Consider the following 22,436-nt stretch of genomic DNA (forward strand, 5'->3'; position numbering starts at 1 on the left):
CAAGGCTGGAGCTGAGGTTTACCCGTGATCCGCGCTGGTGCGCGTGCACCGACCGGGTGACGTGCCATGCCCTTAAAGGGTGATGGCGGCACCGGGCGACAGCCCGCGAAGGCCGCCGACAATCGCGATGGAAACCACGTGGCAGCGCGCTCAAGCAGGCCTGCCACTGCGCTTGGCCTGTTAATTGCTTTTCATGCCTGAAAATTGGCCGCACGTTACACCTTCTCGAGCGCCTCTTGCATCGTTGTCGAGGTCAGTGTCATGAACCCAAGCACTCAGTATTCGACCCTTGCTGTTCCGGCACCCCGTCGGTTTGATTATTGGAAAGAAGTGGTCTGTCGCCATTGCCTGGCCGCCGATAGCAAACCCTTGTCCCTGAGCAGCTTTGATGGCTCGCTCACCGTCAATACCGTCGGCGAGCTGGACATCTGTTCGCTGTCTTCGCCGCTGCACTACTGGGAGCGTTCCGAGCAGCACCTGCGCAGCGGTCCGGCCGAAGATTTATGGTTGGGTTTCGCTCGAAATGGCCATGGGCAAATAGAACAAGGCTCAAGAAAAGCCAGCCTGGCAACCGGCAATTTGTTTCTTTATGACGCAACTCAGGCGTTTCGCTTCAGCCTGGGTGGTACCGAAAACCACTTGATCCGTATTCCGAGAGCGTTGCTCACCGAGCGCCTGCCGCGTATTGCCGAGTACACCGCGATGGTCCTCGACGACCGGCGTCCTGGTGTCGTTCCCTTACGCGAAATGCTGCATCAGGCCGCGAGCGCGCCGGCATCGCTGCAGGACGAGCGCATCTCGAATCGTTACTCAAGTGCTTTGCTTGATCTGCTTGTGATCAGCCTGGAACTCCAGGACCTGAAAACAAGCCATCAGGAGATGGACCTCTACGGCCGCATCATGCAGTACATCCAACGGCACTTGACTGAGCCGGACCTGTCGATTGAAGCCATCGCCAAAGCCCACAATGTGTCCACCCGCACCGTTACGCGGGCCTTCGCACGCTACCAGAAAACCCCCGTTGCAGAGATTTGGAAAGAACGCCTGAATGCCAGTCGAGAAGCGATTGAACGCGGCCAGGTACGCAGCGTGTCCGAGGCGGCGCTGGACTTCGGGTTTTCTGACTTCTCCCATTTCAGCCATGCGTTTCGCAAGGCATTTGGTGTGGCGCCGAATACGCTGTTACGCCGCAATTGAAATTGCCGGGGTGCCAAATCGATGAGAGAGGGGGCCTCACGCCGATGGGCATGCCGAATTGCCCTGAAGGTCGCTCTGCTTTTTTAATGGCATCGACGCATGTTTTTCGTGAAGGGAAGTGTGGGAGCTTGGACGGGGGGTATCCTTTTTAAACCATCCAAAGCATGCCCTCAGATATGCCCCCACGTTTACCCCTAAGTCGCTCGTGGTACACGAGCGAACGGAAAGGGCGAGTGCTGGCAAAATTTAGCATTTGGCGTGTCCATGGCGCCTACCTCAGGAATGCTCTATCACCATCACTGCAGTAGTGTCCGCCTCAAGTGCTTCGAACACGTGAGGCACATTCGCCAGGTAGCTGATGTAGTCGCCGGCATTCAGCAATACAGGCCCAGTCGCCGGGCCAATATGGGCGCTGCCGCTGCACAGCACTACGTGCTCTACGGTTCCCGGTGGGTGAGGCTGAGACAGTCGAACTTCGCCGGGCTGCACCTTGAGCCGGTAGATGTCGCGCTGTACTCCCGCCTGGCAATCGGCAAGCAGTGTCGCTGCGTAATTGGCAGTCTCGGCATAGGTGGTCATGCCCTCGTTGGCGCGAATCACCCGCAACGGCTGCTGGGGTTGTTCGAAGAACCGGGTGACTTGCAAGCCCATTGCCATCGCCAGCGACCATAGGGTTTCGATGCTGGGGTTACCGATTCCCGACTCCAACTGAGACAACGTCGACTTCGCCACACCGGCGCGTTTCGCCAATTCGGTCAAGGAAAGCCCAGCGGCCAAGCGTTCGCGCTTGATTGAAAGCGCCAGCAGATCGATTCGGCTCGGGTTGTTTTTCAATAGAGTGTTCGCTATGTCGGTCATTTGTTTTTTAAATCATCCTTAAAAGGGTTGACGCTCTCAGGCGCCTTGTTCAGTATATCGGTCATTAGTTCATTATAAAGTTTGATTTGCCGAGCCACCCCCGCGAACGACGGCTTAGGTTACGGCAATGTCGACGGCAAGGAAGCAGTGAGTGATGAAGTCGCAAACCCGTGGGACGCTCGAAATGATTTCGGCCATGGTGATCTCCGGCACGGTGGGCTGGTTTGTCATCATGTCGGGGCAGAGCCCGGAGGCCGTGGTGTTTTGGCGTTGCGTATTCGGCGCCATGGCGATGCTGGTCGCGTGCCTGGTGCTTGGGGTGCTGCGTCGCTCGCTGATCACCGCCCGGCAGTTCATTCTGGTGTGCCTGGGCGGGGTGGCGCTGATTCTCAACTGGGTGCTGCTGTTCAGTGCCTACAAACATTCCTCTATCGCCATCGCCACGGTGGTCTACCACGTTCAGCCGTTCATGCTAGTCGGTCTGGGTGTGCTGTTTTTCGCTGAGCGCCTCAGCGCCGCCAAGGTTGGCTGGCTGCTGTTGGCCTTCGCCGGGCTGATGCTGATCGTGTCCGCCAAGGGTAGTGGGCAGGCCCCCGGCGCCGACTATGTGCTTGGCGTCTGCCTGGCCCTGGCTTCGGCCTTTTTCTACGCCGTGGCGGCGGCGATCACCAAGCGCCTCAAGGGCCTGCCCGCGCACCTGATCGTGCTGATCCAGATGGTGGTAGGTGTGCTGGTCCTGGCGCCGTTCGTGGATTTCAGCAGCGTCGATACGGTCGAGGGCGCCTGGACATACTTGATCATTATCGGCGTGGTCCATACCGGGCTCATGTCGACCCTGCTGTACAGCGCCATCCAGAAAATCCCCACGGCGCTGGTCGGCGCACTGTCGTTCATCTATCCGATCGTCGCCATCCTGGTCGATTGGGTTGCCTTCGCCCATCCGCTCAGTGCCCTGCAAGTGCTTGGCGCGAGCGCGATCCTGCTGGCGGCGGCGGGCATGAATTTTGGTTGGTCGCTGGGCCGTGCCCCGCGTCAGGAAGTGACCTAGGGCTGGGCCCAACACCACACACCATCTGAACCATCGTTAAATCAAGGGAGTTGATCGTGACTGTGATCTTGTGTGGCCTGGGAGGCTGCCTTCCGCCTAAGATAATTGACAATCAGCAAATTTCCAGCGGGCTGGATACCACGCCCGAATGGATAGAATCGCGCACGGGCATTCGTGAGCGTCGAATGGTCAGTGATGGGTTGAGCATGCTTGACCTGGCCATCAAGGCCGGCGCCCGTGCGCTCGCCTCGGCAGAGGGGCGGGCGGTGCAGGCGGTGGTGGTTGCGACCACCTCGCCGGAGCGCATCTGCCCGGCGGTGGCACCAGAAGTGGCGTCGGTACTGGGCCTGGGCGACATCGCCGCCTATGACATCACCTCTGCCTGCAGCGGCTTCGTGTATGGGCTTGCCACTGCTTCCGGACTGATTGCCGCGGGCATCGCCGACAGTGTCCTGCTGATCGGCGCTGAAGCCTTTACCACCTTCGTCAACCCGCAAGACCGCGCCACCCGACCGATCTTCGGTGACGGTGCCGGTGCCGTGGTGCTGCGCCGTGGCGAGGTGGACGAGGCCGGCGCGCTCGGGTGCTTCGACCTCGGCAGCGACGGTGCCCATTCGGACCTGCTGGCCATCCCAGCCGGCGGCTCGCGACAACGTTCGGCCAGCGCCGGGCTTGGCCATGAAGCGGTAGCGCCGGGTGAGTTCTATCTGCACATGGACGGTCGCGCGGTCTATGAGCAGGCCGTTGCACGCATGTCCACATCGGCCCAGAGCGTGCTGGACCGCTCCCACTGGTCGCTGGACCAGGTCGACTGGTTCGTCGGTCACCAAGCCAATGTGCGCATCCTGCAATCCGTGGCATTCGAGCTTGGCCTTCCCGCAGATAAGGTGGCGGTGAATATCCAGCGGCTGGGCAACACCCTGACGGCCTCCATCCCGCTGCTTCTCAACGACCTGGCCCTGCGCGGCGACCTCAAGGCCGGCCAACGTGTGTTGGTGAGTGCATTCGGCGCGGGCCTCTCGTGGGGCTCGACCGTACTGCGCTGGCCGCAACTGACTACCCGCAACAGCGAGTGGCAGGACTGATTCAGACTTTTCCCAACCTACAGTTCCACACAACAGGAGTCATGTGATGACCGTAAGTAACGAAGCTATCGCCCAAGCCATTGCCGCGCGTTTCAACATCGAAGAAAGCCGTATCGTCCCTGATGCCTCCCTTGAAGACCTGGGTTTCGACTCGCTGTCGCAGGTCGACCTGGCCCAGTTGCTGAGAAAGAAACTGGGTGTGCAGATCAGCGATGCGCAGCTGTCGGAGGTCGCCACTGTCGGTGACGTTCTGGCACTGGCCAACGGTAAAGCGTGATGGTCGCCGAAGCGGTGGTTGTGACCGGTATCGGCCTGGTCACGCCCGCCGGCATCGGTATCGAGGCGAACTGGCGGCGGGTGGTGGCAGGTGAAGCCACGGCCACGCCTGACAAGACCCTCAAAGCGATGCCGGTGGAGATATCGTGCCGTGTACCCGGTTTTGACAGCGCCTTGCTGGGCGTCAAGAGCCCCTGGCAGTGGGACCGTTATGCGCAGTTCGCCTTGCTGGCAGCGCGCCAGGCCCTGGAGGATGCTGGTCTCAAGGCCGGCAGTTGGAAAGATGAGAGCCGTGTGGCGGTGATCATCGGCTCCGGGGCTGGGGGCACCGCCACCCTGGAGCAGCAGCACGCGGTGCTGATTGCTGAGGGGCCTGACGATGTGTCCTCGCTGACTCTGCCCATGGGGCTGTTGAACATGGCCGCCGGGCAGGTTGCCATTGAGCTGGGCGCACGCGGTCCATGCCTGGCCCCCTGTTCGGCCTGCGCGTCAGGGGCCTCCGCACTGGGCATGGCCAAGGACCTGATCAACCGAGGGCTCTGCGATATCGTGGTGGCTGGTGGTGCGGAAGCACCGATCACCCCTTTGTATGTTTCCGCGTTTGCCAAGATGCGGGCGTTGTCGCGCAACACCGATGCCGGCGGCGCATCGCGCCCGTTCGATGTCGCGCGTGACGGCTTCGTCATCGGTGAGGGCGCGGGGATGTTCGTGCTTGAGTCCGAGGCGCATGCCCGCGCCCGAGGTGCACGCAGCCACGGGCGTCTGCTTGGGTATGGCGCATCGGCAGATGCTCACCACGTCACCACGCCCCATCCCCAGGGGCTCGGTGCCCGCCTGGCGATGCAGGCGGCGTTGCGCGATGCCGGTATCGAGGCTGACGCAGTGGATTACGTCAATGCCCACGGCACGTCGACGCCGGGCAACGACGTGATTGAGTCGCGTGCCATCGCCGAGTTGTTTGGTGCACGCATGCCGGTCAGTTCGACCAAAGGCGTCACCGGGCATCTGCTGGGCGCTGCCGGTGCCATCGAGGCGGCCTACACCTTGCTCGCGCTTGAACACGGGCTGCTGCCGCCGACGGCCAACTTGCGCAACCCCGATCCGCAGATAACGGTTGACCTGGTGCACGGCCAGGCGCGTGCGCAGCCGATCAAGGTGGCGCTTTCCAATTCGTTCGGATTTGGCGGCCAGAATGTCTCATTGGTGTTCGCCGCCTGAGACCTCGCTGCTCACTGCACAGGACATGTCATGACTCATCCAAGCAACCCGGGAACTGTCGCCCCCTTGGCGCGCGACGAACTGCGCGACCTGCTATTCGCCGGCACATTCGAGAGCCATCACCAGAGCATCCGCGAGGTGCTGCTCGACCCGATCTTCGACCCGCAGCCGGGCCTGAACATGGAGCAAGCCGGACGGCTGGCCTATGCCCGCAGCCGCCATGTGCACGCGGCGCTCGAACGCCCGCTGCAGATTCTGGCTAACCCGCGTCGGCTGTTTGCCTTGGCGGAATGGCCAAGCCTGTTGGACGTCGCCAGCTTCTCGCTGCTGATGGTCCACTACAACCTGTGCCTGGGCACGGTATTCGATCATGCCCAGGGCCGTCCGGACATCGCCGGGCTCACCGAGGCGCTGGACGAACTGACCTCGTTCGGCCCCTATATGGCGACTGAACTGGGTTTTGGGAATAACGTCGCGGCGTTGCAGACCGAGGCGGTGTATGACCGCCATAGCCAGACCTTCACGCTCAACACGCCGAGTGCCGGTGCGCAAAAGTACATGTCCTATAGTGGGTTCGGCGATATCCCCAAAGTCGCGACCGTGATGGCGCGCTTGAAAATCGAAGGCAAGGATCACGGCGTATTTCCGTTCCTGATCAGGCTGTCCACTGAGGCAGGCCTATGCCCCGGTATCCGCGCGGCCTTGTGCCCGGAGAAACCGGTGCAAGGGCTGGACAACGGCCTGACCTGGTTCGACAACGTGCGTGTGCCCCGTAGCAGCCTGCTGCACGGCGACATGGGCCATTTCGCTGAAGATGGCAGCTTCGTGCTCGGCGCAGGCAATGCCCGGTCGCGCTTTCTGCGCGCCATGTCGCGGATCGTGCCAGGCCGCCTGTGCGTGGCCAGCGCCGCCCAGGGCGCAAGTCGCGCGAGCCTGTACATCGCGTTGCGCTATGGACAGCAACGGCTGACCAACGCCCCGGGGACCAACGACATGCCGGTCATCGAATACCGCAGCTACCAGCGTGCGATGTTCTCGGCACTGGCCAGCACCTATGCGATGACGCTGCTGCTCAACGAAGCCAAGGCACGTTTCCTGGCTAATACAGCTGAGCCGGCTGCCGATGTCGTCAGCCTGATCAACATCACCAAGGCACTGGCGACTTGGGATGCCTCCGCCGTTATCGCCGAGTGCCGCGAGCGATGTGGAGCACAAGGCATTTTCAGCGTTAACCGCATCGCCGATTACGGTTCCCTGCTGCAAGGTTTGGTAACGGCCGAAGGTGACAACCTGGTACTGCTTGCGACCGTAGCCGGCCAACTGCTCGCCCAGGCCTGGCAAGGTCCGTTGCCGCTGCGGCCAGCACGTGCGCGGCGTCTGGCCGAGCCGGAGTGGTTGATCGCTGCTATCGCCTTTCGCGAGTACCAGCTGTGGCTGACGGTTCGCGAGGAGATGAACGCTGACGAGCGCGGCTATTTCGAGGTGTGGAACGACGCCATGAACCCCGGCCTTGAGCTTGCACGTCTGCGTGGTGAACGTTTGGCCCTGGAGCAACTCTGGAGTGCCGCGCTGCATGCGCAGCAGGACGAGGCCAAGGCGGCACTCAATGGCCTGGCATCGCTTTATGGCCTGAACCTGCTGCAGCGTGACGCAGCGTGGTTTCTGGCTCATGAGCTTATCGACGCCGGCCAGGCCCTGTCGCTGCCAGGGAGGATCGACCAGCAGTGCGTAGCCCTGCGCCCTTGCGTGTCGACCCTGATCGACGGCTTTGCCCTGTCGCCTGAGCTACTGCGTGCGCCCATCGCAGAAGGTGACTATATCCAAGCGTTCTGCAAGCAGGTGCACGCGAATGTCGACTAATACCGCCAGCGCACGCGTTGCCCCTTCGGCCACTGCGGAGACTTCCATGTCTGTACATATTTATCAATGCCCCGTCCGCTGGTCCGATATGGACGTGTATGGGGTGGTCAACAATGTTTCGTTCCTGCGCTTGCTCGAAGAAGCGCGGGTGGACTTTATCTGGCGCCTGGGCGCGGAGCAGGGCGATGCCTTCTTCAGCGGCGGCTCGGTGGTGGTCAGGCATGCGATCGAGTACAAGCGCCCGCTGGTCCACCGCCACGAACCCGTGGCCATCCATATGTGGGTCTCGGACGTTCGTGCCGCCGCCGTAACGATCGAGTATGAAGTGCGCGACGGCGACACGTTGTGCGCCCTGGCATCGACCACCATGGCACCCTTCAATTACGAAGGCCGCTATCCGCGCACCATGAGCGATGAGGAAACGGCGTTTTTCGAACGCTCCCTCAACCCACGCAAGGCGCTGTCATGCGCCTGCTGAGGGTCGGTGCACCGGGGTGCGAGCGGCCCTGCGCAGTCGGCGTCGATGGTTCGGTGCGCGACCTCAGTGAGTGGGTCAATGACTGGACTGGGGCAGCGCTGGCCGTAGCGGCAATGGAGACGTTGTCACGGCGCTTCACGCTGGAATGGGCCCAACTGCCCCAGGTTCATATCGAGCACGAGCGTATTGGCCCGGCCTTACGGCCGGGGCAGATCCTGTCGATCGGGCTGAACTACCACCGGCATGCGCGGGAGGCCGGGATGGCTGTGCCGGAAGAGCCGATTGTGTCGAGCAAATCGGTGCATGCGTTGGGAGGCCCGTTTGATGACCTGGTGCTGCCAGTCGACGGCGACAAGACCGACTGGGAAGTGGAGTTGGGCGTGGTCATCGGGCGTCGCGCTCAGTACCTCGCCACGCCCGCTGACGCGGCCGCCTGCATCCTGGGTTACTGCACCGCCAATGACCTGTCCGAACGCAGTTGGTTATTGGAACGGGGCGGGCAATGGATCAAGGGCAAATCATTCGATGGGTTTGCCCCGCTGGGACCGTACCTGGTGACGGCTGATGAGGTGCCGTCGCCCCAGGCGCTGGAACTGATCTGCCGGGTCAATGGCGAGGTCATGCAGCGTGACAGCAGCGAGGACATGATCTTCGACGTACCTCATCTGATTCATTACCTCAGCCGCTTCATGACGCTGCACCCTGGTGACGTGATCCTCACCGGAAGCCCGGGCGGCATGGCCTTGGGACGACCAGACCAGCCGTTTCTACGCGACGGCGATGTGGTCGAGGCCGAAGTGGTTGGCCTGGGCGCGCAGCGTCAAGTATGCCGCGCATTTTATAAGGAAGTGACATGACCCAACTCGCCCAGGCCTTTACCCCTCAGGTACTGCGTGAAGCGCCGGCCGAGCTGATCGAGGCGCTCGCTGCGCGTTTCGATGAGCGCTGTTCGACCGCGACGGCCATACGTGAGCAGCATGGCCGCGACGAGTCGGCCTATGTCGATGCGCCGTTGCCCCAGGCCGTGGTGTTTGCCCGCAGCACCGAGGACATTGTTGACACCGTACGCCTGGTGGCCGCTCACCGCGTGCCGCTGATCGCTTACGGCGCGGGGTCGTCGGTCGAGGGTCATCTCTTGGCAGTGCAGGGCGGTATCAGCCTTGACCTGAGCCAGATGAACCAGATCCTGGCGATCCATACCGAAGACATGAGCGTCACCGTGCAGCCGGGCGTAACCCGCCGCCAGCTTGAAGAAGCCTTGAAAAGTACCGGTCTGTTCTTTCCCATTGATCCTGGGGCTGATGCGTCCATCGGTGGCATGTGCGCCACAAGTGCCAGTGGGACCAATGCCGTACGCTACGGCACGATGAAAGAGAATGTGCTGGCCCTGCAAGTGGTCACCGCCGGCGGCGATGTCATCCGTACCGGCACCCGCGCGAAAAAAAGCAGCGCCGGGTACGACCTTACCCATTTGATGGTTGGCAGCGAAGGCACATTGGGCATCATCAGCGAGATCACCTTGCGCTTGCACCCGGTGCCGGAGTCGATCTGCGCTGCCGTATGTTCGTTCGACAGCATCGACCAGGCGGTCAACGTGGCGATCCAGGTCATTCAATCCGGTATCGCCGTGGCGCGAATCGAGCTGATCGACGCCAACACCGTGCGCATGGTCAATGTGCACAGCAAACTGGAACTGCCCGAGACGCCGATGCTGCTGATGGAGTTCCATGGCAGCGAACTGGGTGTGCGTGAGCAAGCGCAGGCTGTGCAAGAGATTGCTGGCGAGTGGGGCGGCCAAGCGTTTGAATGGGCGACCAGCGTCGAGGCGCGTCGGCGGCTATGGACGGCCCGGCACCATGCCTATTTTGCCGCGATTCAGTCGCAGCCCGGCTGCCGCGCAATCAGCACCGATACGTGCGTGCCGATCAGCCGCCTCGCCGAGTGCCTGCTTGAATCCATCGCTGAAGTCGATGCGACAGGACTGCCGTATTTCCTGGTAGGGCATGTGGGTGACGGGAATTTCCATTTCGGCTACTTGATTGATCCTGACGACCCTCAGCAAAGGGCATTGGCCGAGTCACTGAACGATCGGCTGGTGGCACGGGCTATTCGGCTCGCGGGCACCTGCACCGGCGAACATGGTATCGGGCTGCACAAACAGGGCTACCTGGTCGACCAGGCAGGCGCAGGCGCCGTCGAGATGATGCGCGCGATCAAGCGCACGCTGGATCCGGACAACATTCTCAACCCCGGAAAGATTTTTTCCTTCGATACACCTGCCAGGGAGGCGCGTCCATGACCGATACATCCAACGGCGCTGTTAGCTCAATGCGTACGGTTCTGGTAACCGGCGGTTCACGCGGGCTGGGCGCCGCGGTAGTCGAAGACCTCGTGGCACGGGGCTTGAACGTGTGTTTTACCTACCTCAATAACGCGGAACAGGCCGAAGAACTGGCGGCGTCCCTAGGCACCGACCGGGTGCTGGCGGTGCGTGCCGACGGGCGCGATGCCACTGCCATCGAGCAGGCGGTCAAGCGTTGCGTGGCGCACTTTGGTGCCCTGGAGGGCTTGGTCAATAACGCCGGTATCACCCAGGACCGCAGTGCGTTGGCCATGAGCGCCGAACAGTGGCACAGCGTGATAGGCAGCAACCTCGACAGCGCGTTTCATGCCTGTAAGGCGGTGTTGCCGCTGTTCGTCGAGCAGGGCTTTGGTGCGGTGGTCAACATGGCCTCGATTTCCGGGCTGATCGGCGTCCCTGGGCAGGCCAATTATTGCGCGAGCAAGGCGGGCTTGATCGGTATGACGCGCTCGATGGCAGTTGAATTCGCTGCCCGTGGCGTACGTCTCAATGTCGTCGCCCCTGGGTTTATCGACACCGATATGACCCGCAAGCTTAACGAGCGACGGGTGGCGGAAATGGAAAGCCGGATCCCCATGCGTCGCTTCGGCGCCCCGCAAGAGGTGGCCAAGGTGGTGGCTTTTCTGTTGTCGCAGGACGCGGCCTACGTGACCGGCCAGGTCATGGTGGTGGACGGTGGCCTGGTGACCTGAGCGGTCGGCTGAGCACTCGCCGGATGCCGACGCGCTACTTTGAATTTTTCGGAGCCTATCAACATGACAATGGATGCCAGACTTGGGGGGATGCACCTGGGTGCTGCGCTGCAGCTTCCCGTTGACGTCGACCCCGAGGAAACCAGGGAATGGCTGGATGCCTTTGATGGCGTCGTGCGCCACGTTGGAGTGGCGCGCGGGCGCTACTTGTTGCAGCGCCTGATCAAGCAGGCCGGGCGTTGCGGCATTGCAGCGTCTACCACATTGCGCACGGCTTACTGCAATACGCTTCATCACAGTGAGCAAGGGCTCTTTAGTGGTGACCTGGAACTGGAACGCCAGCTGGCGGCGTGGGTCCGCTGGAATGCCATGGCCATGGTGGTCCAGGCCAACCGCCGTGAGGGCGAATTGGGTGGCCACATTGCCAGCTACGCGTCGGCGGCCGACCTGTTCGAGGTAGGCTTCAATCACTTCTTTCGCGCCGGGCCCAGCGGGGAAACCAATGACCTGGTGTTCTTCCAGGCCCATTCAGCGCCGGGTATCTATGCGCGCGCTTACCTCGAAGGTCGCTTGAGCGAGCGCCAACTGGCCAACTACCGGCGCGAAGTCGGCGGGGAGGGCCTGTGTTCCTACCCCCACCCGTGGTCAATGCCTGATTTCTGGCAATTTCCCACCGGTTCCATGGGGTTGGGGCCGATCAGCGCCATCTACCAGGCGCGCTTTATGCGCTATCTGCAACATCGTCACCTGCGTCCATCGTCGACACGCCACGTCTGGGGCTTTTTTGGCGACGGCGAGATGGACGAGCCTGAGTCGCTTGCAGCACTGGGCCTGGCGGCACGTGAAGGGCTCGACAATCTGACGTTCGTGATCAACTGCAATCTGCAGCGTCTGGACGGCCCGGTGCGTGGCAATGGCAAAGTGATTGAAGAGCTTGAGGCCCAGTTTCTGGGGGCCGGCTGGAACGTGATCAAAGTGCTGTGGGGCAGCGAGTGGGATGCACTGCTCGACCAGGACCATGATGGCGTGCTCCAGCATTACCTGGACATTACCGTTGACGGTGAATACCAGTCGCTCTCCACGCTGGACGGCGCGGCCAGGCGCCAACGCTTTTTCGCTCGACACCCACGGTTGCTGGAGAAAGTCGCGCACCTGGAGGACAGCCAGCTCGAGAAAATGCGCCGTGGCGGCCACGACCCGTTGAAGATTCACGCCGCCTACACGGCCGCGCTGGCCTGCAAGGGGCGCCCGACAGTGATCCTGGCCAAGACCGAGAAGGGTCATGGAATGGGGCGCTGGGGGCAGGGCAAGATGATTGCGCACCAGCAGAAACAGCTTGACGATGAGGCGCTACTGGCGTTTCGCGACCGCTTCGCGCTGCCCTTGAGCGACGATGATGTTCGCGCGGCCCGTCTGTTCAAACCTGAAGCCGATAGCCTGGTGATGCGTTACCTGCATAGCCGTCGCCAGGCCCTCCACGGCTACCTACCGAGCCGCAGCAGCGTTGCAGTGCCTTTGGAAACGCCGGCGGCGAGCGCATTTGCGGGCTTTGCGTCAGCCGGGGAAAGCAAACCGATGTCCACCACCCTGGCATTCGTGCGCATGTTGGGCTCATTGCTCAAGGCTCCGGTGTTAGGCGAGCGCATCGTGCCGATCGTGGCCGACGAGGCGCGCACGTTCGGCATGGCCAATCTCTTCCACAAGTACGGTATCTATTCGCCCCAGGGCCAACTTTATACACCCGAGGACAAGGATTCTATCGTGTCGTACCGCGAGGCTCGCGATGGTCAGATCCTTGAGGAAGGCATCACCGAGGCTGGGGCGATGTCTTCGTGGATCGCAGCGGGTACCGCCTACAGCACCCACGGCATGGCGATGCTGCCGGTGTACATTTTCTATTCCATGTTCGGTTTCCAGCGTGTTGCCGATTTGATCTGGGCTGCGGCTGACCAACGCACCCGCGGCTTTCTGATCGGGGCGACGTCAGGGCGCACGACCCTGGCCGGGGAGGGGCTGCAACATCAAGACGGTTCAAGCCATGTTGTCGCGGCGACCGTGCCCAACTGCCGAGCCTACGACCCGGCCTTTGCCGGTGAATTGGCAGTGATTGTGGACCATGGCCTCAAGTGCATGATGACCGCCCAGGAGGACGTCTTTTACTACCTCACCGTGACCAATGAAAATTACCTGCAGCGGCCGCTGCCGGACGGTGCCGAGGCGGATGTGATCAAGGGCATGTACCTGCTCGACACACTGGACGCCGGGCCGGAAGCGCCTTTGGTACGCCTGCTTGGAAGCGGCGCGATCCTCAATGAAGTGCTGTCGGCGGCGAACCGACTGCGCGAGCGATGGGGCGTGACGGTGCAGGTCTGGAGTGTCACCAGCTTCAGCGAGCTTGAACGCGATGCCAGGTCTGCCCAACACGCGCGTCTGGCGGGTACGCAGACGACATTGGGGCATGTCGAGCAATGCCTGGGCGGGTCTGCGCCGGTCGTTGCGGCGACGGACTATGTCAGGGCCTATGCGCAACTCATCGCTCCCTATGTCAGTGCGCCGCTCAAGGTGCTGGGCACGGATGGTTTCGGCTGTTCAGACACCCGAGGCGCCCTGCGGCGTTACTTCGAGGTAGACAGCCAGGCGATCTGCCTGACGGCCCTGCAGGCACTGGTGGAGCAAGGGCGCCTGGCCGCAGATACGGTCGCCAAGGCCCGCTGCATCATGGGCGGTGCGGACAATCGCCATGCTTGACCGCCATGGATAGCCAGGATTGACCTGGGGGATGTTCCAACTCAGTTATCTTTGGCTGTGGCTTGTATGGCAGATGCTGTCATATGACCTTGCGGGTTGGCGTACTTTGCTGGTCGCCACCCACCTGGCTCAGCAGCAGTGCCTGCAGCTCTTTTGCGGACCGTTGTGAGTGCCCGATCCTCCAGCGTTTAAGTGTGCGACGGCTTGAATCAAAGACTCTCAGGATCGCCGAAAAACATCTGAATCCGCGACCGCAACCACCGCTCTCCCGGATCATTATCCTGCGAGCCACGCCACGCCATGTGCAGCTCAAAGCTGCGCACCGGTAACGGCGGATCTTCCGCCCGCAACCCGCCCGCCGAGGTCAATGCTTCGGCCGCGTAGTCCGGCACTGTCGCCAGGATGTCCGTGCCCGCCAGCAACGTGCCGAGGCCGTTGAACTGTGGCACGGCCAAGACCACATGGCGTTTACGGTCGAGTTTTTCCAGCTCCTCATCAATGAAGCCGCTCAGGTCGCCGGCAAAGGACACGAGCGCGTGAGGGCGAGCGCAGAAGTCGTCCAGGCTCAGAGGGCCCGGCACGCTGTCGGCGCGCAGCAGTTTCGGCAGGCTGCGACGCAGGACTTTGCGTTTGGCGTTGGCCGGCAGGTCGGCGGTGTAGCTGACGCCGATGGAGATTTCGCCGGAGGCCAGCAGGCCGGGCATCAGGATGTAGTTCACGCGGCGTACCACCAACACGATGCCGGGTGCCTCGGCGCGCAGGCGCTTGAGCAGTTGCGGCAGCAGGGCGAATTCGACGTCGTCGGACAGGCCGATGCGGAATACCGCGGTGCTGGTGGCGGGGTCGAATTCGGCGGCGCGACTCACGGCGGTGGAAATTGAGTCCAGGGCCGGGGAGAGCAGGGCGAAGATTTCTACCGCTCGGGCTGAAGGCTCCATGCTGCGCCCCGTGCGCACGAACAGGGGGTCATCAAACAGCCCGCGCAGGCGTGACAAGGCCGCGCTGATCGCCGGCTGGCCGAGGAACAACTTCTCGGCAGCACGGGTCACACTGCGCTCGTGCATCAAGGTTTCGAATACGATCAAGAGGTTAAGGTCGACACGACGCAGGTCGTTACGGTTCATCTTGTGTCCTGGAAGAGTCAGCAAACTTGACGAGAGCGGCCGTATAGGAAGAATGACCGGCATGAATCTTACGGGCAAAGGCTGTTACTCTGCACAAGAAAATTGAGTTTTCTTACAAGAGCTGAGGTCTATTCCTCAGTTGCGGAATCAATGACAAGCATGTCGACTATTAATGGCGACCGGTGGTCATACCCGGAAAGCCCAGATAGAGTTCATGGCATTAGAGGTTACTTTGACGAGGTTTGCGATGTCCCGCACGATCCGTTTTCACAAGTTTGGTCCGGCCGAGGTGCTCAAATGCGAAGAGCATGCAGCCGCGCAGCCCGCACCGGGCGAAGTGCAGGTGCGTGTCGAAGCGATTGGCATCAGCTGGTATGACATTCTGTGGCGCCAGAACCTGGCGTCTTCCCATGCACGCTTGCCGTCCGGCCTTGGCCATGAGATGGCCGGGGTTGTGGTCGCCTTAGGCGATGGCGTGGATGACTTGGCGGTGGGCGATAAGGTGGCCAGTTTCCCGGCCGAGAGCCCTAATGATTATCCGGTGTATGGCGAACAAATCGTCCTGCCCCGTTCGGCCCTGACCCGTTATCCGGATGTCCTGAGCCCTATCGAAGCCAGCGTGCATTACACGCCGCTGTTGATCGCCTACTTTGCCTATGTGGATCTGGCACGCGTCAAACCGGGGCAATTTGCGCTGGTAACTGACGCCAGCCACTGCGCCGGCCCGTCCTTTGTGCAACTGGGTAAAGCCTTGGGGGTACGGGTAATTGCCGCCACCAAGGACAGCGCGGAGCGTGAGTACCTGCTGTCCCTCGGTGCCGAAAAGGTCATTGTTACCGAAGAGCAGGACCTGCTGATGCAAATCAACAAGTTCACCGATAACCGCGGCGTAGACGTGGTGTTCGATGGTTTGGGCGGCCCGCAAATGTCGTTGCTCGGCGACGTATTGGCACCCCGTGGCAGCCTGGTACTTTATGGCCTGCAGGGCGGTAACCAGACACCGTTCCCGGCGTGTGCGGCGTTCCAGAAGAACATTCAGTTCTTTGTGCACTGCATCGGTAACTTCACCGGCAAACCTGAACTGGGCATTATCCAGGACCAGGTGGCCTTGCAGCGAGCCCTGCGGGATATCAATCAACTGACCGCCGACCGCGTGCTGGTGCCACTGAAAACCACGGTGTTTCCTTTCAATCAGTTCGTCGAAGCGCACCGTTACATGGATGAATGCCCGTGCCGCGAACGTGTCGCGTTGCAGGTCGAAGCTGTTTAGTGTGTAGGAATGTTCTCTAACAAACACTGCTTGCCACTGGCACATGGGGCAAATGCGCCATTTGGCAGGGCTGAACCTGCATAGCCCATCAGGTGCCTGCCCGGCACGCTAACCCCTGAATCGTGACTTTTTAGCTGACGCCGCCCTGAATTCCAGCGCGGCGTCTTCGTGTGCGCGTAGTTAATGTGTGGCCCGTTATTCATCTGCACTGCTTTTCGCCAAATTTCTGTATCTATTAATCATTATTCCAACACTGATAATTGCGCCTTCACTTTCATCTCAAGGACTGAGCAATGATTGATTATCTGACACTACTGTCGCGAGTGCCTGTAACTAATTGCGCGTCAGGCGCGCGGCCACAAGGAAACAGGTGGGCGCCTGAAAAGTATCAATCCAATAAGTGGGAAAGTTGGTTGAGTTACAGGTCGGACGTTTCTTTTAATAATTGGTTAACGGTGTGTAAGCGCTTGTCGGAAAGCTCCTAGGAGTGCAAGCGAATCCATTTGCCCCCAGTAAATCCGGTGGCTTACGCGCTTGCAGGCCTTGGGTGCTGCCCGAGGATACCTGTGTCGCGTTGTTGCGCAGTGCTAGTGTCTAGTCATCGGCGTACAAGGTTGTGCGCAAATTTCTTACACACGCAATAGGTCGAGCAAACACGCTCAGCGGTTGCTTGAAACCAATATTTCAACTCAGGTAGTCAGCAATGAGCACTATTCACGAGCAGGCCATGAATTATGTTTACCAACAAGTTCTGCAACGTTTGATCGGGCACTTCGCTCGCGTAGAACGAACGGCACTCCAGTTGTTGGTCCAACGTATCGTTGTGGCAGCGGGAGGCATGGAGCAAGTGGGGGACTACAAGGTGTTGATTGCCCATGGTGGCGGCGCCGTCAGCAGCTATACGTTGGCGCTGTTACGTGCTGCACAGTTGACCATTGCTGGCCGAGCACCCCGGACCTTTCAGTTGCGCGTTGCAACATTGCGACACGCAGGCATGACCGAGGGGACGCTCAACGGCCTCAATCAGGGCTATGGCCGCCTGTTTCTCCACGATGATCCAAGGGTTGAGCTACTCATGGTGGAAAACCAGGAGGTATTGCCCTTCAACCCTCTGCGACCCGCGTCTACGGTTGGGCGCGAAACCAGCCAACGCAATAGGCTGATGGTCGGCCACATGAGCTCAGGTGACTGTCGCACGACCCTGTGCAGTGATACTTACCTTGCCCTGGGGGATTTCTACCAGCGCGTCACCACGTGGAGCGGCGGCGCGCACGCGGTGGTCAGCGGTGACTCGCCGCGCAAGCAAGGTCAGTATCTTGCCTGGCTCAAGGGCATGGCGGCCGGCGCGGGTGTCGCCATGCCGGAGACCTGGCCATCGTCGCTCACAGGTTTGTTTGCACGCATGGACGAGTTGAGCGTCGGTTACTACCGCGATGTGTATGGCGAGCACTATGCGGCAAGTGACAACCCCAGCAAGTCCGGTCACCGTCACTTGGCCTATATTGGCATTGCGGATTTGCTCAGCGACGCAGACCTCTCATCCTCGTCCATGCTCTCCGAGTTCATGGCCTTTACCCCTGATCCGCTGGGGTTTCATTTCAGCCATCCGAACTATTCCAACCCCCTGTTGATGGCCCATTTGCGTGGGTTGCAGGCCCAATCCCTGCGAGACCTGGATTATGAGGCCGGCGTTCAGGGCTTTATCCAGCAGGCGACCCACTACCTGCGCCGCATGCACGTGCCCGAAACGTTGCTCATCGAAGCGGGCAGCCGTGAAGGGCGCACCCTAGCGAGCACGTACGCCCAGCAGTTCTTTGGCCTGGACGAAACTCAATTGATTTGCCTGCTGTTCTCGCCGTTTATTCATCATGGAGAGCGGCTGGAAGGCTACTTGCGCCAATGCCATCCGGGCATGCTGGTGGCCCTGCCTGAACTGCACAAGGTCCTGCAGGGCAAGCCATCCGCCGATATGCTGCAACAGTGGGTCACCGACACCAGCGGCTTACCAATGCCATTGCTGCAGCAGCTTTACCGCAAGCGTCCATCGGTTACCGCGAGTGGCAAACTGCACGATGCTGGCGCTCTGTCCGGCGACAGCGCGCAGGCCTGTCAATTGTCCGGGCGATGACACTGCACGGCGAACGGCAGGCGGATTTCGCGTATCAGGCGGTTTACCGCTACCTGATCACGTTGATCAACGAAGTCAGCACCGATACTCGGGTAAAACTGCCATCCCTGCGGCAATTGGCCGGGCGCCTGAACGTATCGATCTCCACTATCCAGTACGCCTACGCATTGCTGGAGAAGGAGGGTAGGGTGTATTCGGTAGCCAAGTCGGGTTACTACGCCTGGCCTCTCTCGGCAAACTCGCTGACGTGGGCCGGTGGCGATCTGCTTGACCGACTCTATGCTGCGGCGCGGCGGCCGGGCATGGCGGTGCTCAGCGGGGATGAGCCCGCGCTGCTGGCCTCTTTGGATGGAACCCTGTTGCGCCTGGAGCGGGAGTTGGTGCGCCACTACCCGGCCCAGGCGCAACCCTGGTCCCAGCCGTGTGGCGTATGGGAGCTGCGTGCGGCACTGGCGGCACGCTACACCTCGTCACCCACGCGCTGCTGGCATGCCGATGACGTCTACCTGGGGGCCGATCTGCGCGGTGTCCTGGACATCCTTATCGACGTACTGGGCCTGAGGGGGACTGCGGTGATTGTGGAATCCCCCTGCGACTGGCTGATCCTGCGCCTGCTCCAGGATGCCGGGGTGCGCATTATCGAATTGCCCTGGACGCCGGAAGGGTGCCTGGATCTGGCGACCCTTGAGCAACTGCTGTGCGATGAGTCGGTGCATCTGGTATTGCTATCGTCCGTGGTCAGCCTGCCCTCTGGGGTCGCCCTCTCTGACCGCGACCGCGTGGCCGTCGCGCAACTGCTCGATCAGTACGGTTGCTGGCTACTGGAAAACGATACCTTTGGCGAGCTGGGTTTCAAGGAGCCGCAGGCGACGTTACGCGAGCTGGTGAACCCTGAACGACTGGTGGTGTTTTCCTCTTTCGAGAAAATACTCGGCGCGGAAGCCCCCTATGGCTACCTGCTGTCCCGGCGCATGAGCAGCGAACTGCAGCGCCAGTTCCTGTTGCGTTCCTTTCGCTTATCGTCGATCCGCCAGCGCGCGATTGCGCGACTTTATCAAAGCGGACGAGTCGACCAGCACCTGCGCGAACTGCGCTTGCAATTACGCGAGCAGGCGGAGGAAATGAGCCAGCGCCTCGACCGGCACCTGGGGGATCAAGTGGCGTACCGCGTGCCGGCCGCCGGGGCGGTGTTCTGGTTGGCTTCCACACGGACGGTAGACATGCGCCATGTGTTCCAGCAATTGCTCGCCCAGCAGGTGGTGATTGCCCCCGGCGAGCTGTTCAGCGTCAGCGGCCTGCACCAGCAGAATTTGCGCTTGAGCAACACCTTTCATGGGCAACCCAACTTGGATATCGCTCTGACCGCCATCAGTGAGGCACTGCGTCAGGCCCAGATTGGATGATTGTGCGAAGTTTCTCTGCCTGCTATAGGATCGATACCGTCGCGCAGCAGTCCAACTCTCAGTAAACTGCCATTTTTTTCCGAATCCTTCTTTCCGAGGTTTATGCATGACAATCAGTCCTTTTGCGGGCAAACCGGCGCCAGCCCAGTTGCTGGTGGATATCCCGCGACTGGTTACGGCCTACTACACCGGCCAGCCTGATGCAGCAATCTCCACCCAGCGCGTGGCGTTCGGTACGTCCGGCCACCGTGGCAGCTCGTTCGAGCTGAGCTTCAACGAGTGGCACGTGCTGGCTATCAGCCAAGCCATCTGCCTGTATCGCGAAGCCCAGGGCATCAACGGCCCGTTGTTTGTTGGCCTGGACACCCACGCACTGTCGACACCTGCCGGCGCCAGCGCCCTGGAAGTGTTGGCCGCCAATGGCGTGCACGTGATGCAGGCGGAGGGCGATGAGTACACACCGACCCCGGCGATTTCCCACGCCATCATCTGTTACAACCGTGGCCGCACCAGCGGCCTGGCCGACGGCATCGTCATCACGCCGTCGCACAACCCGCCGCAGAGTGGCGGCTACAAGTACAACCCGCCCAATGGCGGCCCGGCCGACACCCATGTCACTAAGTGGATCGAAGCCAAGGCCAATGAACTGCTGGCCAACAAACTGGCCGGGGTCAAACGCATGACCCACGCCCAGGCACTCAAGGCCGACACCACCCATCGCCATGACTACCTCAACAGCTACGTGGCTGACTTGGTCAATGTGATCGACATGGACGCCATCCGCAGCGCAGACCTGCGCCTGGGCGTGGATCCGCTGGGCGGAGCAGGGGTGCGCTACTGGTCGGCGATTGCCGAGCACTACCGCCTGAACCTGGAGGTCGTGAACACCGAAGTCGACGCCACGTTCCGCTTCATGAGCGTCGACTGGGACGGCCAGATCCGCATGGACCCGTCTTCCAGCTACGCCATGCAAGGTCTGATCGGCCTCAAGGAACGTTTCGACGTGGCATTCGCCTGCGACCCGGACCACGATCGTCACGGCATCGTTACCCCGTCCGGCGGCCTGTTGGCACCCAACAACTACCTGGCCGTGTCCATCGACTACCTGTTCCAGAACCGTCCTGACTGGCGCGCTGACGCAGCCGTGGGCAAGACCGTGGTCAGCAGCGGCCTGATCGATCGGGTGGCAGCGCGTATTGGCCGTCGCCTGTACGAAGTGCCGGTCGGCTTCAAGTGGTTTGCCGATGGCCTGTTTGAAGGTTCGCTGGGCTTTGGCGGCGAAGAAAGCGCCGGCGCGTCGTTCCTGCGCAAGGACGGCACGGTCTGGAGCACTGACAAGGACGGCCTGATCCCGGCGCTGCTGGCCGCGGAAATGACCTCGCGCAAAGGCCAGGACCCCAGCCAGATCTACCGTGGCCTGACCGATGCCCTGGGCGAACCGTTCGCGATCCGTGTCGATGCCAAGGCCACCCCGGCGCAGAAAGCTTTGCTGGGCAAGCTGTCACCGGACCAAGTGACCTCCACCCAGTTGGCCGGCGAAAGCATCCAGCAGATACTCAGCCACGCGCCGGGCAACAACCAGGCAATCGGCGGGTTGAAGGTGATGACCGAAAACGGCTGGTTTGCCGCACGGCCGTCGGGGACCGAGGATATCTACAAGATCTACGCCGAGAGCTTCATTGGCGAAGATCACCTCAAGCAGTTGGTGGAAGAGGCGCAGGTGCTGGTAGACGGCGCTATCAGCGCTAACTGAAACCCGCTGTATACAATGGCGGGGGGCGGTTTTTTGTGGCGAGGGAGCTTGCTCCCGCTCGACAGCGCAACTGGAGTCGGCTTTTGGGGGCGCTTCGCACCCCAGCGGGAGCAAGCTCCCTCGCCACAAAAGCCGGCCCCTACAAGGTCAGGCCAAGTCGACTAGGACAATCTCGCTGTCTTCAATCGCCGTCACCCGCAACACCTGCTCATCCTCCACCGCAACACCGTCTCGAGCTTGTGCACGCAAGCCATTGACTTCAATCACACCGGTCGCCGGCACCAGGTAGGCACGGCGCCCGCTGTCCAGCCGGTATTCAGCACTTTCCCCCGCTTTCAGGTTCGCTGCCACCAAGCGTGCATCCGCACGAATGCGCAGGCTCTCGCTGTCCCCGGCCTTGCCGCTGGCCAGGGTCACAAAACCTTCGCGATCGCCTTTCGGAAACGGCTTGGCGCCCCAGGCGGGCGGGAGCCCGGCTTCGTTTGGAATGATCCAGATCTGGAAGATCTTGGTCGGCGCCGCTTCCAGGTTGTACTCGCTGTGGGCGATCCCCGTGCCTGCGCTCATCACCTGCACATCACCGGCCTCGGTGCGGCCTTTATTGCCGAGGTTGTCGGCGTGGCTGATAGCACCTTCACGTACGTAGGTGATGATCTCCATATCGCGGTGAGCGTGCTGCGGGAAACCGGTGCCGGGGGCGATGATGTCGTCGTTCCAGACCCGCAGGTTGCCCCAGTGCATGCGCTTGGGGTCGTGGTATTCGGCGAATGAGAAATGGTGATGGGCGTCAAGCCAGCCATGATGGGCGCCGCCCAAGGATGTGAAAGGTCGAAGTTCAAGCATGATCGTCTCCTGTTGATGGCGCCTATGATCCGGCAGGTCATGATCGATAAAAAGCGTAAAAAATGCCTAATTCCTATCAGTGGATTAGATTGG

18 protein-coding genes are annotated in these 22,436 nt (G+C 61.3%); 15 read left to right on the forward strand and 3 right to left on the reverse strand.

Features of this window, described 5'->3' with window-relative positions; translation table 11 throughout:
* Positions 1 to 261: 261 nt before the first annotated feature.
* Positions 262 to 1,197: a helix-turn-helix domain-containing protein gene (locus QCBJ_RS20255; RefSeq protein WP_102061466.1), complete on the forward strand. Its 936-nt coding sequence runs from the start codon at positions 262 to 264 to the stop codon at positions 1,195 to 1,197.
* A gap of 276 nt (positions 1,198 to 1,473) precedes the next feature.
* On the opposite strand, the gene QCBJ_RS20260 is transcribed toward QCBJ_RS20255, so the two are convergent.
* A complete protein-coding gene (locus QCBJ_RS20260; RefSeq protein ID WP_012724366.1) occupies positions 1,474 to 2,055 on the reverse strand; it encodes a helix-turn-helix domain-containing protein in 582 nt (193 codons plus the stop codon).
* A 154-nt stretch (positions 2,056 to 2,209) separates the two neighbouring features.
* Between QCBJ_RS20260 and QCBJ_RS20265 the strand changes: the two genes are divergently transcribed.
* The 10 genes from QCBJ_RS20265 (at position 2,210) to aceE (ending at position 13,822) form a co-directional block, all read left to right on the forward strand.
* Positions 2,210 to 3,103: a DMT family transporter gene (locus QCBJ_RS20265; RefSeq protein ID WP_046036558.1), complete on the forward strand. Its 894-nt coding sequence runs from the start codon at positions 2,210 to 2,212 to the stop codon at positions 3,101 to 3,103.
* Positions 3,104 to 3,165: 62 nt separating this feature from the next.
* On the forward strand, positions 3,166 to 4,188 hold the full coding sequence (locus QCBJ_RS20270) for a beta-ketoacyl-ACP synthase III (RefSeq protein WP_244886009.1): 1,023 nt from the start codon (positions 3,166 to 3,168) through the stop codon (positions 4,186 to 4,188).
* A gap of 46 nt (positions 4,189 to 4,234) precedes the next feature.
* Positions 4,235 to 4,465: an acyl carrier protein gene (locus QCBJ_RS20275; protein WP_007936684.1), complete on the forward strand. Its 231-nt coding sequence runs from the start codon at positions 4,235 to 4,237 to the stop codon at positions 4,463 to 4,465.
* A complete protein-coding gene (locus tag QCBJ_RS20280) occupies positions 4,465 to 5,682 on the forward strand; it encodes a beta-ketoacyl synthase (protein WP_043205371.1) in 1,218 nt (405 codons plus the stop codon). The genes QCBJ_RS20275 and QCBJ_RS20280 overlap by 1 nt, the downstream gene beginning before the upstream one ends.
* Before the next feature lie 30 nt (positions 5,683 to 5,712).
* Entirely contained in the window at positions 5,713 to 7,542 is a 1,830-nt protein-coding gene (locus QCBJ_RS20285) for an acyl-CoA dehydrogenase (protein WP_012724361.1), read from the forward strand.
* A 46-nt stretch (positions 7,543 to 7,588) separates the two neighbouring features.
* Positions 7,589 to 8,020, forward strand: coding sequence for a thioesterase family protein (locus QCBJ_RS20290; RefSeq protein WP_102061467.1), 432 nt, complete (start codon positions 7,589 to 7,591; stop codon positions 8,018 to 8,020).
* A complete protein-coding gene (locus QCBJ_RS20295) occupies positions 8,008 to 8,877 on the forward strand; it encodes a fumarylacetoacetate hydrolase family protein (RefSeq protein WP_012724359.1) in 870 nt (289 codons plus the stop codon). Before QCBJ_RS20290 ends, QCBJ_RS20295 begins: the two co-directional genes overlap by 13 nt.
* Positions 8,874 to 10,319 carry an FAD-binding oxidoreductase gene (locus tag QCBJ_RS20300; protein WP_012724358.1) on the forward strand — a complete coding sequence of 482 codons (1,446 nt, stop codon included), beginning with the start codon at positions 8,874 to 8,876 and terminating at the stop codon, positions 10,317 to 10,319. Before QCBJ_RS20295 ends, QCBJ_RS20300 begins: the two co-directional genes overlap by 4 nt.
* The gene (gene fabG / locus QCBJ_RS20305) at positions 10,316 to 11,074 is read left to right on the forward strand and encodes a 3-oxoacyl-ACP reductase FabG (RefSeq protein WP_102061468.1); all 759 of its coding nucleotides are present in this window, start codon (positions 10,316 to 10,318) and stop codon (positions 11,072 to 11,074) included. Before QCBJ_RS20300 ends, fabG begins: the two co-directional genes overlap by 4 nt.
* Positions 11,075 to 11,143: 69 nt before the next feature.
* Positions 11,144 to 13,822, forward strand: coding sequence for a pyruvate dehydrogenase (acetyl-transferring), homodimeric type (aceE, locus tag QCBJ_RS20310; protein ID WP_256581548.1), 2,679 nt, complete (start codon positions 11,144 to 11,146; stop codon positions 13,820 to 13,822).
* A gap of 209 nt (positions 13,823 to 14,031) precedes the next feature.
* Here the strand turns inward: aceE and QCBJ_RS20315 are convergent, their stop codons facing one another.
* Complete coding sequence (locus tag QCBJ_RS20315; RefSeq protein WP_012724335.1) at positions 14,032 to 14,946, reverse strand: LysR substrate-binding domain-containing protein; 915 nt, start codon at positions 14,944 to 14,946, stop codon at positions 14,032 to 14,034.
* 247 nt (positions 14,947 to 15,193) lie between these two features.
* Between QCBJ_RS20315 and QCBJ_RS20320 the strand changes: the two genes are divergently transcribed.
* The 4 genes from QCBJ_RS20320 (at position 15,194) to pgm (ending at position 21,500) form a co-directional block, all read left to right on the forward strand.
* Complete coding sequence (locus QCBJ_RS20320; protein ID WP_012724334.1) at positions 15,194 to 16,216, forward strand: zinc-dependent alcohol dehydrogenase family protein; 1,023 nt, start codon at positions 15,194 to 15,196, stop codon at positions 16,214 to 16,216.
* A 703-nt stretch (positions 16,217 to 16,919) separates the two neighbouring features.
* Complete coding sequence (locus tag QCBJ_RS20325; RefSeq protein ID WP_102061470.1) at positions 16,920 to 18,344, forward strand: hypothetical protein; 1,425 nt, start codon at positions 16,920 to 16,922, stop codon at positions 18,342 to 18,344.
* Positions 18,341 to 19,747: a PLP-dependent aminotransferase family protein gene (locus tag QCBJ_RS20330; RefSeq protein ID WP_102061471.1), complete on the forward strand. Its 1,407-nt coding sequence runs from the start codon at positions 18,341 to 18,343 to the stop codon at positions 19,745 to 19,747. Before QCBJ_RS20325 ends, QCBJ_RS20330 begins: the two co-directional genes overlap by 4 nt.
* 106 nt (positions 19,748 to 19,853) lie before the next feature.
* Positions 19,854 to 21,500 (forward strand): phosphoglucomutase (alpha-D-glucose-1,6-bisphosphate-dependent), encoded by a 1,647-nt coding sequence (gene pgm / locus QCBJ_RS20335; protein WP_102061472.1) that lies wholly within the window; start codon positions 19,854 to 19,856, stop codon positions 21,498 to 21,500.
* A gap of 147 nt (positions 21,501 to 21,647) precedes the next feature.
* Here the strand turns inward: pgm and QCBJ_RS20340 are convergent, their stop codons facing one another.
* Positions 21,648 to 22,343 carry a pirin family protein gene (locus QCBJ_RS20340; RefSeq protein WP_046036303.1) on the reverse strand — a complete coding sequence of 232 codons (696 nt, stop codon included), beginning with the start codon at positions 22,341 to 22,343 and terminating at the stop codon, positions 21,648 to 21,650.
* Positions 22,344 to 22,436: the final 93 nt, after the last annotated feature.

Source organism: Pseudomonas sp. QC2, assembly GCF_002859085.1.
Taxonomy (GTDB): Bacteria; Pseudomonadota; Gammaproteobacteria; order Pseudomonadales; family Pseudomonadaceae; genus Aquipseudomonas; species Aquipseudomonas petroselini.

What these genes read in the sequence shown, in the direction of transcription:
- QCBJ_RS20255 (WP_102061466.1), top strand. Translation starts at nt 262, where the DNA reads ATGAACCCAAGCACTCAGTATTCGACCCTTGCTGTTCCGGCACCCCGT.
- QCBJ_RS20260 (WP_012724366.1), bottom strand. Translation starts at nt 2,055, where the DNA reads ATGACCGACATAGCGAACACTCTATTGAAAAACAACCCGAGCCGAATC.
- QCBJ_RS20265 (WP_046036558.1), top strand. Translation starts at nt 2,210, where the DNA reads ATGAAGTCGCAAACCCGTGGGACGCTCGAAATGATTTCGGCCATGGTG.
- QCBJ_RS20275 (WP_007936684.1), top strand. Translation starts at nt 4,235, where the DNA reads ATGACCGTAAGTAACGAAGCTATCGCCCAAGCCATTGCCGCGCGTTTC.
- QCBJ_RS20280 (WP_043205371.1), top strand. Translation starts at nt 4,465, where the DNA reads ATGGTCGCCGAAGCGGTGGTTGTGACCGGTATCGGCCTGGTCACGCCC.
- QCBJ_RS20285 (WP_012724361.1), top strand. Translation starts at nt 5,713, where the DNA reads ATGACTCATCCAAGCAACCCGGGAACTGTCGCCCCCTTGGCGCGCGAC.
- QCBJ_RS20290 (WP_102061467.1), top strand. Translation starts at nt 7,589, where the DNA reads ATGTCTGTACATATTTATCAATGCCCCGTCCGCTGGTCCGATATGGAC.
- QCBJ_RS20295 (WP_012724359.1), top strand. Translation starts at nt 8,008, where the DNA reads ATGCGCCTGCTGAGGGTCGGTGCACCGGGGTGCGAGCGGCCCTGCGCA.
- QCBJ_RS20300 (WP_012724358.1), top strand. Translation starts at nt 8,874, where the DNA reads ATGACCCAACTCGCCCAGGCCTTTACCCCTCAGGTACTGCGTGAAGCG.
- fabG (WP_102061468.1), top strand. Translation starts at nt 10,316, where the DNA reads ATGACCGATACATCCAACGGCGCTGTTAGCTCAATGCGTACGGTTCTG.
- aceE (WP_256581548.1), top strand. Translation starts at nt 11,144, where the DNA reads ATGGATGCCAGACTTGGGGGGATGCACCTGGGTGCTGCGCTGCAGCTT.
- QCBJ_RS20315 (WP_012724335.1), bottom strand. Translation starts at nt 14,946, where the DNA reads ATGAACCGTAACGACCTGCGTCGTGTCGACCTTAACCTCTTGATCGTA.
- QCBJ_RS20320 (WP_012724334.1), top strand. Translation starts at nt 15,194, where the DNA reads ATGTCCCGCACGATCCGTTTTCACAAGTTTGGTCCGGCCGAGGTGCTC.
- QCBJ_RS20325 (WP_102061470.1), top strand. Translation starts at nt 16,920, where the DNA reads ATGAGCACTATTCACGAGCAGGCCATGAATTATGTTTACCAACAAGTT.
- QCBJ_RS20330 (WP_102061471.1), top strand. Translation starts at nt 18,341, where the DNA reads ATGACACTGCACGGCGAACGGCAGGCGGATTTCGCGTATCAGGCGGTT.
- pgm (WP_102061472.1), top strand. Translation starts at nt 19,854, where the DNA reads ATGACAATCAGTCCTTTTGCGGGCAAACCGGCGCCAGCCCAGTTGCTG.
- QCBJ_RS20340 (WP_046036303.1), bottom strand. Translation starts at nt 22,343, where the DNA reads ATGCTTGAACTTCGACCTTTCACATCCTTGGGCGGCGCCCATCATGGC.